General features: G+C 54.0%; 12 protein-coding genes. 3 read left to right on the top strand and 9 right to left on the bottom strand.

Annotated features, from left to right (window positions below; all coding sequences use genetic code 11):
* Window positions 1-12 precede the first annotated feature (12 nt).
* Both AMM48_RS17570 and AMM48_RS17565 read left to right on the top strand, forming a co-directional pair.
* On the top strand, window positions 13-798 hold the full coding sequence (locus AMM48_RS17570) for an amino acid ABC transporter ATP-binding protein (RefSeq protein WP_101300293.1): 786 nt from the start codon (window positions 13-15) through the stop codon (window positions 796-798).
* A 159-nt stretch (window positions 799-957) separates the two neighbouring features.
* The gene (locus tag AMM48_RS17565; RefSeq protein WP_102785149.1) at window positions 958-1776 is read left to right on the top strand and encodes an ATP-binding cassette domain-containing protein; all 819 of its coding nucleotides are present in this window, start codon (window positions 958-960) and stop codon (window positions 1774-1776) included.
* A gap of 16 nt (window positions 1777-1792) precedes the next feature.
* Here AMM48_RS17565 and AMM48_RS17560 read toward each other — a convergent pair whose 3' ends face one another.
* On the bottom strand, window positions 1793-2557 hold the full coding sequence (locus AMM48_RS17560) for a DeoR family transcriptional regulator (protein ID WP_022730705.1): 765 nt from the start codon (window positions 2555-2557) through the stop codon (window positions 1793-1795).
* A gap of 408 nt (window positions 2558-2965) precedes the next feature.
* Between AMM48_RS17560 and AMM48_RS17550 the strand changes: the two genes are divergently transcribed.
* Window positions 2966-4564, top strand: coding sequence for a GMC family oxidoreductase N-terminal domain-containing protein (locus AMM48_RS17550; RefSeq protein ID WP_102785084.1), 1599 nt, complete (start codon window positions 2966-2968; stop codon window positions 4562-4564).
* A gap of 57 nt (window positions 4565-4621) precedes the next feature.
* On the opposite strand, the gene deoA is transcribed toward AMM48_RS17550, so the two are convergent.
* The 8 genes from deoA to AMM48_RS17510 all read right to left on the bottom strand — a co-directional run bounded on the left by deoA (window position 4622) and on the right by AMM48_RS17510 (window position 13081).
* Complete coding sequence (deoA, locus tag AMM48_RS17545) at window positions 4622-5962, bottom strand: thymidine phosphorylase (RefSeq protein ID WP_102785083.1); 1341 nt, start codon at window positions 5960-5962, stop codon at window positions 4622-4624.
* A gap of 59 nt (window positions 5963-6021) precedes the next feature.
* Entirely contained in the window at window positions 6022-6828 is an 807-nt protein-coding gene (locus AMM48_RS17540; RefSeq protein ID WP_102785082.1) for a purine-nucleoside phosphorylase, read from the bottom strand.
* On the bottom strand, window positions 6825-7238 hold the full coding sequence (cdd, locus tag AMM48_RS17535; protein WP_102785081.1) for a cytidine deaminase: 414 nt from the start codon (window positions 7236-7238) through the stop codon (window positions 6825-6827). Before cdd ends, AMM48_RS17540 begins: the two co-directional genes overlap by 4 nt.
* A gap of 32 nt (window positions 7239-7270) precedes the next feature.
* Window positions 7271-8293, bottom strand: a complete 1023-nt coding sequence (locus AMM48_RS17530; protein WP_102785080.1) for a BMP family ABC transporter substrate-binding protein — start codon at window positions 8291-8293, stop codon at window positions 7271-7273.
* A gap of 80 nt (window positions 8294-8373) precedes the next feature.
* Window positions 8374-9345, bottom strand: a complete 972-nt coding sequence (locus AMM48_RS17525; RefSeq protein ID WP_102785079.1) for an ABC transporter permease — start codon at window positions 9343-9345, stop codon at window positions 8374-8376.
* Window positions 9345-10463: an ABC transporter permease gene (locus AMM48_RS17520; protein ID WP_102785078.1), complete on the bottom strand. Its 1119-nt coding sequence runs from the start codon at window positions 10461-10463 to the stop codon at window positions 9345-9347. Before AMM48_RS17520 ends, AMM48_RS17525 begins: the two co-directional genes overlap by 1 nt.
* Window positions 10460-12034, bottom strand: a complete 1575-nt coding sequence (locus AMM48_RS17515) for an ABC transporter ATP-binding protein (RefSeq protein WP_102785148.1) — start codon at window positions 12032-12034, stop codon at window positions 10460-10462. Before AMM48_RS17515 ends, AMM48_RS17520 begins: the two co-directional genes overlap by 4 nt.
* Window positions 12035-12085: 51 nt before the next feature.
* Window positions 12086-13081: a BMP family ABC transporter substrate-binding protein gene (locus AMM48_RS17510; protein WP_022730695.1), complete on the bottom strand. Its 996-nt coding sequence runs from the start codon at window positions 13079-13081 to the stop codon at window positions 12086-12088.
* Window positions 13082-13621: the final 540 nt, after the last annotated feature.

The raw sequence follows: 13621 nt of genomic DNA, 5'->3' as shown, positions 1-13621 counted from the left end.
GAGGAAAAAACAATGACTGTAGCAACTGAAACAAAAACCGGTGCTGTTCCTCCTCCTTCTTCGGAGGACGTCATCACCGTCACCAAAATGAACAAATGGTACGGCAATTTCCATGTTCTCAAGGATATTGACCTGTCTGTTCGCAAAGGTGAGCGTATCGTTATTTGCGGACCTTCGGGTTCGGGTAAATCAACGCTGATCCGCACGTTGAACCGTCTTGAAGTTTATCAGCAGGGCGAAATCACTGTGAATGACATCTTGCTGGGCGATGATGTTAAAAACATCGAAGCCGTCCGCCGGGATGTTTGCATGGTGTTCCAGCACTTCAACCTTTTCCCGCATATGACTGTGCTGGAAAACCTGACATTGGCACCGATCTGGGTTCGCAAGATGCCCAAGAAAGAAGCCAATGATCTGGCGATGCATTATCTTGAGCGTGTTCGCATTGCCGAACAGGCCCATAAATTCCCCGGTCAGCTCTCGGGTGGCCAGCAGCAGCGTGTGGCGATTGCCCGTTCGCTTTGCATGCAGCCGAAAATCATGCTGTTTGATGAGCCGACGTCCGCCCTTGACCCGGAAATGGTCAAGGAAGTGCTCGACGTGATGGTCGAACTGGCCAAAGAAGGCATGACCATGCTGTGCGTGACCCACGAAATGGGCTTTGCCAAAGAGGTCGCGGATCGCGTGATCTTTATGGATGAAGGTCAGATCATTGAAATGGCCGGTCCGCACGAGTTCTTTGATAACCCCAAAAGCGAACGGACCAAGCTGTTTCTCAGCCAGATCCTGTCGCATTAAGCGGTTTATCAAGACCCAAAACACATCTGCAAAGCGGCCTCAAACGGGGCCGCTTTGTTTTTTGTGAATTTCTCGCTTGCCCCCTGCTCGCCAATTGCCGAAACTCCCCCCATCCGCGGCCAAGCCGCTTTCAAAGCCGACGCAAAACCCGGAAGTCATATGACACAGCCAGCATCAACAGCACCGATCACGCCTTCTTTCATAACGGTTGATGGCCTTACCAAACGGTTTGGCACCACGGTCGCGTTGGACGGTGTTGATCTGCGTCTGGCAAAGGGTGAAACGCTTGCGATTATTGGCCCGTCGGCGGCAGGTAAAAGCGTTCTGATGAAATGCTTGGTGGGTATTTACGGCGCCGATCGCGGTTCCATCATTCTTGATGGCGATGATGTCAGCAAACCGAATGCAGACAAACGCCCGGAATGGGCATCAAAAATTGGCATGCTGTTTCAGCAAAATGCCCTGTTTGACAGCCTGACGGTATGGGAAAACATTTGTTTTCGCCAGATTGAACTTGGCACCATGAACCGCAGCCAAGCAAAGGCACACGCCATTGACCTTCTGGCCCATGTTGGCCTTGCCGAAGAAAGTGCCGTCCTGTCACCCAGCGACCTGTCTGGTGGCATGCAGAAACGTGTGGGCATCGCGCGCGCCATTTCATCGGATCCGACTGTGTTGCTGCTTGATAACCCGACCGCGGGCCTAGACCCGGTTCTGTCCAATCATATCGAATTGATGATTGCCAAAATTGCCGAGCAACGCGGTACCACTGTTATCTCAATCACCAATGACATGCAGATCGCGCGCAACCGATATCAGAACCTGATGATGATGCATAATGGCAAGGTCTATTGGTCTGGCCCGACCAGCACCATTGATGATGCACATAACGACCATCTGACCCAGATGCTCAAGGGATCGTCACATGGTCCGATTACGATGCGGGCAGGTAAACGCGATGATGGTGTTTACGCCTGATGACGGCGCTCAGCTATTAGTTGGCAGTATAGACCGATACGTCTGCATCCCGGATAACATCGGACCAAATCGGCCCCGGGTGGCGATCGGTAAACAGCGCATCAATCTCCGAAAGATGGCCAAGACGCACCATCGCACGGCGACCGAATTTTGACGCGTCGGTGCACAGGAACGTCTGCCGTGCGTTGGAAATAATTGCCCGCGCAACGCGGACTTCACGGTAGTCAAAATCCATCAGGCTGCCGTCTTCATCGACACCGGAAATCCCGACAATGGCAAAATCAACCTTGAACTGGTTGATGAAATCAATGGTCGCCTCCCCAATCACACCAAAGTCACGTTGGCGGACAACACCACCGGCGATGATCACTTCAAATCCCGGATTGGCCGCACAAATTTCGGCGACATGCAGGTTGTTGGTGATGATCTTAAGGCTGGTATGGCCCGACAGGGCATGGGCGACTTCTTCGTTGGTGGTGCCGATATTGATAAACAGCGATGCGCCTTCGGGAATATGTTCGGCGACCAGTCGGGCGATTTCACGCTTGCTGCCAAGATTAAGCACCTGCCGGTCGGTATAGGCGGTGTTTTCCGTGGTCGAAACGCTGGCAGCCCCGCCGTGATAGCGGGCAATCAGGCCTTCTTCGGCCATCTCGTTAATATCGCGGCGAATGGTCTGTGGTGTTACCGAAAAATGATCGGCCAGGGTATCAATGGTCATGAAGCTATTGGAAGCCACCAGTTCAAGTATTTCACGGCGGCGACGATCCAATTTACCCATGACGTTCTCCTGTTGTGCGGATTTTCACCTTGGTCGGTGAATTTTCATTGACGATCAAAATGCGATCTATCCGCACAAGATGCAACCTTTTCTGATCACGAAGCACTTGAAGTCAAAAGAATTGGGATCATTACAATCGAACATATGATGCGACATCCGCATCACAATACGGCGGTTATTTTGATCTTTCACCCTTGCTGCTCCATATGCGGGCAGCATCATTTTCCGTATGTTGGAAAGCATATCCCCAATGAATATATTTCCCGTTCATCGGATCAATGGTAGCGTCGATAAACATAAAATATTCGATCAAAAACAAGAATATGCCCACCAGGGAGGGCCCCACAATGACCAACCATTTACGCACATTGACATGTGTCCCCGATGATTTGAAGGTCGGAGGACCGCATGGATCATTTTGATTACATCGTGATTGGTGCCGGTTCGGCCGGCTGCACGATGGCCAATCGGCTTTCCGAAATCGAAAATGCGAAAGTTTTACTGCTTGAAGCTGGTGGAAAAGATCGCAACCCGTGGATTCACATCCCGGTTGGATACCTTTATTGCATCGGCAATCCCAATGTCGACTGGTGCTTTAAGACCGTGCGCGAACCGGGGCTGAATGGCCGGTCATTGGGCTATCCACGCGGTAAGGTTCTGGGCGGATGTTCATCGATCAATGGCATGATTTACATGCGTGGTCAGGCCAATGATTATGATCAATGGCAACAGGCGGGCTGTTCTGGCTGGGGCTGGGACGATGTCTTGCCATTCTTTAAAAAGTCCGAAGACCATTATAAGGGATCGGACGAGATGCATGGCACGGGCGGTGAATGGCGTGTTGAGCAGGCGCGCGTACGCTGGGAAATTCTCGATGCTTTTCAAAATGCCGCGGTCGAGGCCGGCATTCCGAAAGTATCGGACTTTAACCGGGGGACGAATGAGGGATCCGGCTATTTTGATGTGAACCAGAAGCGCGGCATTCGCTGGAACACGTCAAAGGCGTTTCTACGCCCTGCCCTTAATCGCAAAAACCTTGAAGTCCGCACCAACGCCCATGTGCGCCGCCTGACCATTACCGATGGCCGCGTCACGGGCGTTGAATATGAACGAGATGGTCAGATCGAAACCGTGACCGCATCACACGAAACCGTTTTATGTGCGGGATCAGTTGGATCGCCCCAGATCCTTGAACTGTCGGGGATCGGCCGTGGGGACGTTTTGCAACAGTATGGCATCGAACAAACCCTTGATCGCCCGCAAGTCGGTGAGAACCTGCAAGACCATTTGCAACTGCGCTGTGCCTATAAGGTCAGCGGTATTCGTACCCTGAATGAAAAAGCCCGCAGCCTGTTTGGCAAGGCCAGCATCGCGCTTGAATATCTGTTCAAACAGTCTGGTCCGATGTCCATGGCACCAAGCCAGCTTGGCGTGTTTACGCGCTCAGACAGCTCGTTTGACACACCAAACTTGCAATACCATGTGCAGCCATTGTCCTTGGAAAAGTTTGGTGACCCGGTACATCCGTTTCCGGCCTTTACGGCCAGCGTGTGCAATCTTCGCCCGCAAAGCCGCGGCAGCATTCATATCAGCAGTCCGGATTACCGCGAACAGCCTGCCATTGCGCCAAACTACCTTTCGGCGGATGCGGATAAAACGGTCGCGGCTGATTCAATTCGTCTGACGCGTAAGATTACGCAACAACCTGCACTGGCCCCCTATCGCCCCGAAGAATTCAAACCCGGCCCATCTTATGAAACTGAGGATGATCTGGTTCGGGCGGCGGGTGATATCGGCACGACCATTTTCCACCCTGTCGGCACATGCCGAATGGGGGCGGACCCGGCGTCCGTGGTTGACCCGGAACTCCGTCTTCGCGGGCTGAGTGGTTTGCGGATTGCCGATGCCTCCGTCATGCCAACGATCACATCGGGCAATACAAATTCACCCACCATCATGATCGCGGAAAAAGCTGCGGCCATGATCAAGGCTGCTGCCAACGCCTGACATACAAAAGCCGGGGATGATCCCCGGCTTTTGACTTCTTACATTTGCAAGAACGTCTTAGGACTTCGTGCTGGCAACGATCCGTTCGCGAACGGCAGGTGCATCGCCGGTTTGGGCCACCTCACCCTCGCCGATTTCAATCGCATCGCGCAGCAAGGCCGTTGCTTCGTCAAGCTGGGCCTGATCGCGGGTATGGGCCATGCACAATGGCGTTTCAGCCGACACCGGCTGCCCAACCTTGATAAAGTCGCTAAACCCGACGGCAAAGTCGATCTTTTGATCGGCCCGGGTCCGACCGCCTTTAAGGGCCACCAGAGCCAAGCCCACTTTGCGCGCATCCATCGACAGAACCCGTCCGGTTTTGGCCGCCTTGACCACCTGCACCATCGGGGCGGCTTCAAGGTAATTGTCGTGTTTCTCAACGAAATCTGACGGTCCGCCAAGGCTTGAAACCATTTTAGAAAACACTTCGGCGGCCTTGCCACTTTCAAGGGCCTCACTGGCCATCTGGAAGCCATCGGCGACATCGGTTGCAACCCCACTGACCGCCAGCATTTCAGCGGCAAGTGCCATGGTGACGTCATAGACCCGCTGTTCCTGATGCTTTCCGGTCAGGAAATCAATCGCTTCGCGCATTTCAAGCGCATTGCCAACCGTATCGCCCAGAACCTGCTCCATATCGGTCAGAAGGGCCACGGTCGGCACGCCATTGCGGGTGGCGACTTCGGTGATGCTTTGTGCCAATTCACGCGCGCGTTCATATTCATTCATGAAGGCACCCGACCCGAATTTGACATCCATCACCAAGGCATCAAGTCCAGCCGCCAGTTTCTTTGACAAAATGGACGCGGTGATCAGCGGGATGCTTTCGACCGTCGCGGTGACATCACGAATGCCATAGAACCGTTTGTCCGCAGGCGCGAGATCGGCCGTCTGGCCAATAATCGCACAGCCAACCTCACGGGTAACCTTGGCAAATTCTTCGAGTGTCGGTGCGGTTCGGTAACCCGGAATGGAATCAAATTTGTCGAGCGTGCCGCCTGTATGGCCAAGACCACGCCCGGAAATCATCGGCACAAAGGCACCGCATGCGCCGACAATTGGCCCCAGCATCAGGCTGACCTTATCGCCAACTCCGCCGGTCGAATGCTTATCGACAACTGGCCCGTCAAGGCCAAGTGCCTTCCAATCGAGAACCGTACCGCTATCGCGCATGTTGCGCGTCAAAGCGGCCCGTTCATCCATGGTCATGCCGTTAAAGAAGACTGCCATCGCGAAGGCTGCAACCTGCCCTTCGCTGATGGTTTCATCGGCAATGCCTTTGACGAAAAAGGCAATTTCGGCGTCGCTAAGAACGTCGCCTTCGCGTTTACGGCGAATGATTTCTTGGGGCAGCATAAGCTGTCTCCTGCGGGCTTATCGTTAATTTAATTTGGTCCAGACCCGAAAATTCGAGTTCATGCAGAACGTGAAAAGTACTGCAATAGTATACGAATAAGATTGGCGGAACCTTCTTTGGACATCTCAAGAGTTTGCGCGTGGCTAAGCGGCGTCGCACTCATGCCCGCGGCAAGGTTGGTGATGTTTGAAACGGCGGCGACTTTAAAACCAAGCCGTCTGGCAAGGATGTTTTCAGGCACAGTTGACATACCAACCGCATCCGCCCCCAGCACCTTAAGCATCTTGATTTCAGCCGGCGTTTCAAAACTTGGCCCGGTGCACCAGCAATAGGTGCCTTCAAACAGTTTAATGCCCAGCTGTGCCGCCGTTTGATGCAAGCCCGCCCCGATTTCCGGGTCATAGGGCACATCCATCCCGACAAAGCGGTCATCGCCGTGATAGCCAATCAACGGATTGGGACCAAACATGCTGATATGGTCGGTGATCAACATCAGGCTTCCCGGCACCGCGTCAGGCACAAGCGACCCAGCCGCATTGGTCAGGATCAAGCGATCCGCGCCAAGTTCACGCAGAGTTTCAAGCGGTTCGGCCATCAGATCCGAACGGCCATGCTCGTAAAAATGCGCGCGCCCCTGCATGACAGCAACCGACACACCGCCGATCCGCCCAAGGACAAGCTGCCCGCCATGTCCGTGCACTGTCGGCAACGGAAAGCCCGGCACATCTTCATAGGCGATCTTGATCGGGTCACTGACCGCATCAACCACCCCGCCCAGCCCACTGCCAAGCACCATGGCGACATCGGCCTTAAAACCCGGGGCCATTGACGCGATGACCTCAAGTGCGGCTTTGACATTGCTCATTTCAAGTTCTCCGGCCCAAAGGAATGCGGGATCAAGGCTTCGCGGGTCAGGGTCAAAAGCGTTTCGCCCTGATCATTGATGATGAAAATGGTCGCATCCGGTCCGGTAAATTCACGGATTTTCTGACGGCAGCCGCCACATGGTGTGCAGGCAGCATCCCCCAGACCCACCACGACAATCTCATCGAACGTGGTTTCACCCGACAAAACCATGGCTGAAATCGCCCCGGCCTCGGCACAGACACCTTCGGGATAGGCCGCATTTTCAACGTTACATCCAGCGATGATTTGACCATTGCCCGTGCGCAATGCCGCCCCGACATGGAATTTTGAATAAGGCGCATATGCCTTGTCGCGAGCAGCAAGGGCCGCGTCAATCAAATCGCGCGGTGCCTGTTGTGTCGTACCCATCGTTTTCGTCCTGTTTTCTATATCCGTGCAGCCTAATTCGGGCACGTGTTATCTGTCATGTAGTCATGGATCGTTATTTTACCGCTGATAATGTCGGCCTTTGCCTGTTTGGCGGCCAATTTCATATCGTCGGTCATCAGATCACGGTTGTTTTTATCCAGCGCCCAGTCAATGCCACCCTCGGCCAAGCCAAGGCTTTTGATGCCCGGTTGCCAGTTCCCTTCGCGGGCCGCCTTGAAGGCCTCATACACCGCAACATCAACATGTTTGACCATGGATGTCAGAACCTGCCCGGGGTGTAACCCATTCTGGTTGGCATCTGAACCGATGCCAAGAATCTTGGCGTCAGAAGCCGCCTGCAAAACGCCAATCCCCGTTCCGCCAGCCAGTTGCAGGACAACATCCGCTCCCTTCCCGATCTGGGTTTTGGTCAGTTCACCGCCACGGATGGGATCGTTCCATGCCGCGCCGGTTGTACCAACGAAATTCACCAGAACATTCGCATCGGGCTTTACGTAGTGCGCGCCTAATTGATAGCCACAGGTCATCCGGCGAATAAGTGGAATGTCCATCCCACCGACGGCACCGATTGTCTTGCTGTTTGACGCCATGGCAGCCAGCATGCCAACAATGAAGCTGCCTTCGTGTTCGCGAAAGACAACCGACTGCACATTGGGCTGATCGACAACCATATCGACAATCACAAACCGGGTTTCGGGGAATTCCGGTGCGACTTCGGCCAATGCGGACGCCTGCTGAAAACCAATAACGACGACCGGATCATGCCCGTCACGGGCAAAGGTCCTGATGGCTTGCTGGCTTTGTGTGTCATTGCGCAGTTCAAATTCGCGGTAGTCAATGCCGGTATCGGTTTTGAATTTCTCTGCCCCGGTAAATGCAGATTGATTAAACGCACCATCGAACTTGCCACCCGTCGAATAGACAACAGCCGGTTTGATGGTTTCGTCTGCGAATAAGGAGCTGCTCGTCGCGATGATCCCAGGCAGGAACGCCGAAAGAACTGCGATGGTGCCAAGGAGCGGTTTTCTTTGCATGAATGTCTCCAACGCAACAAATCGGAGGTTCGCGGTTCGGCGCATGGTCCCTTTAGACCATCAACCGAACCGCATCCCGATTAACGTTCCTTCACATAGGCACGGCCAAGTGCCTTGGGCGGTGTGGCGCGACCAATGAACCCGGCCAGCAGGATCACGGTTAGCACATAGGGCAATGCCTGCACCAACTGGACCGGGACCTCGCCAATACCGGGCAGAATAACGCCCTGCAAACGGGTCGCCGCCGCATCCAAAAACCCAAACAGCAAGCACGCAAACAACGCCGGGAACGGACGCCATTTGCCAAAGACCATGGCTGCCAGCGCGATATAACCCTTACCCGCCGTCATATCCTGCAGGAACGATGCACCTTGGGCGGTTGAAAGATACGCACCCGACATGCCGACAAGCACGCCAGAACACACCACCGCACGATAGCGCATCAGAACAACGCTGATACCCGCAGTATCAACCGCACCGGGGTTTTCACCCACCGCACGCAGACGCAAGCCAAACCGGGTACGATACATCACCCACCATGCCGCCGGAACGGCAAAGAACGCGATATACACAAGGATGTTATGACCACTGAGAAGTTCGAAATAGACCGGACCAAGGATTGGCACGTCCCGAACGGCCTCAGCACCCGGAAGCGTGATCGGCTGAAAACGCGATGCCTTATCAAGGGCCGGGGTTTTCCCGCCTTGCGCAAAGAGTGCAATGCCGACAAGGGCGGTAAAGCCCGACATCAGGATGTTAATCGCCATGCCCGAAACGACCTGATTGCCCTTATGGGTGATGCAGGCAAAGCCATGCAGCAAGGACAAGCCGATCGTTGCAACAATCGCAGCAAGCAACCCAACCCATGGGCTGCCGGCGTAATAGGCCACCGCAGCAGCCGCAAAGGCCCCGCCCAGCATCATGCCTTCAAGGGCCAGGTTAATCGTCCCTGACCGTTCGGAAAACATGCCCGCAAGGGCGGCAAGGATCAGAGGTGTCGATGTGCGAAGTGTCGCATCAAGAAGCAGAATGACCAGTTCGAAATTTTCCATCACGCAGCCTCCATCCGGTCACGGCGCAAACGCCAAGCGGTATAAATCTTGGTCACGCGCGGCCGGAACATATGTTCCATCGCCCCGGTAAACAGGATCACCAGACCTTGAATAACCACGACCATGTCATTGGAAATGGTCGGAATTTCAAATGAAAGCTCAGCCCCGCCCTGATAGAGCATGCCAAACAGCAATGCGGCCAGGAAAATACCAAACGGATGGTTGCGCCCCATAAGTGCGACCGCGATCCCGACAAAGCCATAGCCAGCGGTAAAATCAATCAGCAAACGGTGTTGCACACCCATGACTTCGTTCAGCGCCATAAAGGATGCCAAGGCCCCGGAAATCATCATGGCGATGATGATGTAGCGCCCCGGATCAATCCCGCCATAGGTTGCCGCAACCGCATTGGCACCAACGGTGCGGATCGCGTAGCCCCAGCGCGTATGCCAGATAAACATCCAGACAAGGATGCTGGCTGCAATCGCATAGACAAATGACAGGTTGAGCGGGCTTGACGCCATGTCGATGCCAAAGGCTGCTGCCATGTCATGGATGAACGGCAACCGCAGATGTTCGGCAATCTGTTCGCTTTCCGGGGTCATTGAGCCTTGCGGGCGCAAGACATTGACCAGCAAATACACCATCAAGGATGACGCAATGAAGTTGAACATGATGGTCGTGATCACGATGTGCGATCCACGGCGCGCCTGCAAATAAGCCGGAATATAGGCCCATGCCGCCCCAAAAATTGCCGCAGCCATCATGCCCACGACAAGCATCAGCGGAAATGGCAGAAAATCAAGATAAAGGGCCGCCAAAGTTACACCAAGACCACCAACATATGCCTGCCCTTCGGCGCCAATGTTAAACAGACCGCAATGGAATGCGACGGCAAAGGAAAGCCCGGTAAAGACGAAGTTGGTGGTGTAATAAAGCGTATATCCCCATGCCTCGTCGTAGCCAAAAGCGCCATACAGCAAAATTTCGACAACTTCGATCGGGTTTTCGCCAATCGCCAAAACCACAAGGGCCGATACAGCCAGTGCCAGCAAAAGGTTCAACAGGGGCAATGCGCCGACATCTATCCAGCGCGGCAGTTGGACAACATTACTCATGCCTGTCCCTCCGCTGCCTTGGCTTCGTTTGGATCAACCCCGGCCATCATCAGACCAAGAATACGTTCATTTGCCTCAGCAGCAGAAACTTCGCCGATGATGACACCATCGCACATCACCAAAATTCGGTCGGCAAGCGACATGATTTCGTCAAGCTCCACAGACACCAAAAGGACGGCCTTGCCAGCGTCCCGCATGGCGACAATACGTTTGTGAATAAATTCGATGGCCCCGATATCAACACCACGGGTCGGCTGACCAACCAACAACAGTTCTGGGTCCCGCATGATTTCACGCGCCAGAACCAGTTTTTGCTGGTTGCCGCCGGAGAAATTGGCGGCTTTTAAATCGGGATCATCCGGGCGTACGTCAAATTCCGACATCATGTTCGCCGTGGCCTTGGAAATCGCGTGCCAGTCCAAAAGGATTCCGTTGTTATAGGCCGGGTCATCCTCGTAGCCCAGAATGGCGGCTTCCTTTGCCGTAAAGCCAGTAACCATCGCCATGCGATGCCGGTCTTCTGGCACATGAGCAACGCCGCGTTTGCGCAGTTCGGCCGCATCAACGCCCTTGCCCGGTGTCACATCCTGATCGTTAAGTAAAACGCTGCCTTCACTGGCTGATCGAATACCGCCAAGAGCTTCGAGAAGTTCGCTTTGCCCGTTGCCTGAAACCCCGGCGATGCCGACAATTTCACCGGCACGCACGGTAAAGCTTGCATTTTTGACCTTGCGAACACCTTGGGCGTTATCAACACAAAGATCGTTCACCTGAAGAACTGTCGCCCCCGGATTGGCTTCGCCTTTTTCAAGGCGGAGCAATACACGGCGGCCAACCATGAGTTCGGACAACTCTTCGGGACTGGTTAGAGCAGTTTTACGATCCGCCACCATTGCGCCCTGGCGCATGACAGACACATTGTCCGTCGCAGCCATGATTTCGCGCAATTTATGGGTGATCAGCACGACCGTTTTACCCTGTTCCTTCAGGGTTGCTAGAATACGGAACAAATGATCCGCTTCCTGTGGTGTCAAAACACCGGTCGGCTCGTCCAAAATCAGGATTTCCGCACCGCGATACAGTGCTTTGAGAATCTCTACACGTTGTTGCAGGCCGACCGACAGGTCGCCGACAATTGCATCCGGGTCAATGTCGAGCGAATATTCGCGTTCAAGCCGTTCAAGCTCCACACGGGCCTTATCGACCCCGTCGCGCAGAACAGCCCCGCCTTCGACACCCAGAATAACGTTTTCCAGAACAGAAAAGGTCTCGACCAGCATGAAATGCTGATGAACCATGCCAATACCGGCGGCAATGGCGTCTTCCGATCCTTTGATATCGCACAGCTTGCCATCGACATGAATGGTGCCACCGTCGGCCTGATAAAAGCCGTACAGGATGCTCATCAGCGTCGATTTACCTGCGCCATTCTCTCCCACGATACCGTGGATTGTTCCCTTATCGACCTTAAGGTCAATTTCCTTATTGGCATGTACCGCTCCGAACCGCTTGTCTATTCCACGCAGTTCAATAGCGGGTTGCACGGCACCGGTTTCCCCGGTGCCGTGCATTTGATGCATCGTATCCGACACTACAAATCCCCGGTTTGCTTCACCACTGCCTTACATCGGGCAGGCGCTATCGCTCATGTAATCATGCACTTCAAGCGAACCCGAAGCGATGTCTTCCTTGGCCTTTGCAACAGCCGCTTTCATGTCGTCGGTGATGAGCTTCTCGTTGTTTTCATCAAGAGCCCAGTCAACACCGCCTTCTGCCAGACCAAGAATGGTCAGGCCCGGTTGCCAGTCATCGCCAGCGGCTGCTTCGAATGCTTCGTAAACAGCAACATCAACGCGCTTGAGCATCGAGGTCAGAACCGATCCCGGATGCAGGGCGTTCTGGTTGGAGTCAACACCAATGCCCAGTTTACCGGCATCAGCTGCTGCCTGAAGAACGCCAACGCCCGTACCACCAGCCGCATGATAGACAACGTCTGCGCCACGGTCGAACTGTGATTTGGCCAACTCGCCACCCTTAACAGGGTCATTCCATGCTGCACCCGTGGTGCCGGTCATGTTCTGGAACACTTCAGCGTCGCTATTGGCGTATTTAACACCCTGTGCATAGCCACACTCAAACTTGCGGATCAACGGAATGTCCATGCCACCGACAAAGCCGACTTTACCGGTTTCAGATGCCATTGCGGCCAGAATACCAACCAGGAACGACCCTTCGTGTTCTTTAAAGACCACGGACTGAACGTTCGGCAGGTCAACAACCATATCAATGATGGTGAATTTGGTTTCCGGGAATTCTTTGGCGACTTTTTCCAAGGCAGAAGCCTGCGAGAAGCCAATCGCAACGATCGGGTTCATACCACGACGTGCAAAGTTGCGCATCGCCTGTTCACGCTGGGAATCGTTCTGAATTTCGAAGTCGCGATACTCTGTACCGGTGTCTTCTTTGTATTTTTCTGCGCCGTTATATGCGCCCTGATTAAACGAACGGTCAAAACGGCCGCCAAGGTCATAGACCACTGCCGGATTGATTTCTGCAGCCGCTGCAACACCTGCATAGCAGGCGACAGCCGCGACCACGGAGGTCAGAAGCTTTTTCATTCCGATGCCCTTCTTTGCTTGAATTCTGTTTATTCTTCCGCCGGTGCCCTTAACCGGTGGAACTCCCTCATCGAAAAACCTGATCCGCAGTGCGACCAAAATTTGGCCCCTCTACCGGATTGAACCGGAATGTCTGCACTGCGAGATGCTTATGGTAACTACAAAAGATAGCACCCTGTAAATAGAAGACCGCGCAAACTGCGGTATAACCTGTCCATTTGGTCAAAAAAGGCATGCCGCAATTCCGCCGTCGCACGTCCCCTTCCTGCGGGGTTTCCCTTAGGTTAGGGCGCATTCCTCATTCAGGTTCGACGATATTTCGCACGATAGATTTTCTTGGCAAACTTAATAATCAACCAAACCCGTTTTATGATGTTCGCCATCGTAGCACGGTCATTCTGTGCTGCCGATTCTTTACCGGCTTCATAAAAAACCATGCGCACCCAACGCGCAGGCCACGGTTGGAAAATTGTTTTTTCATCGCACCGTCATCAACCGGGCGTACCACCGACGATTAATTGGTGTTAGCATTCCGCACGT

This window comes from Thalassospira sp. GB04J01 (genome assembly GCF_000751115.1).
In the GTDB taxonomy this organism is placed as follows: Bacteria; Pseudomonadota; Alphaproteobacteria; order Rhodospirillales; family Thalassospiraceae; genus Thalassospira; species Thalassospira lucentensis.
This window is presented reverse-complemented; position numbering and strand designations above follow the sequence as displayed.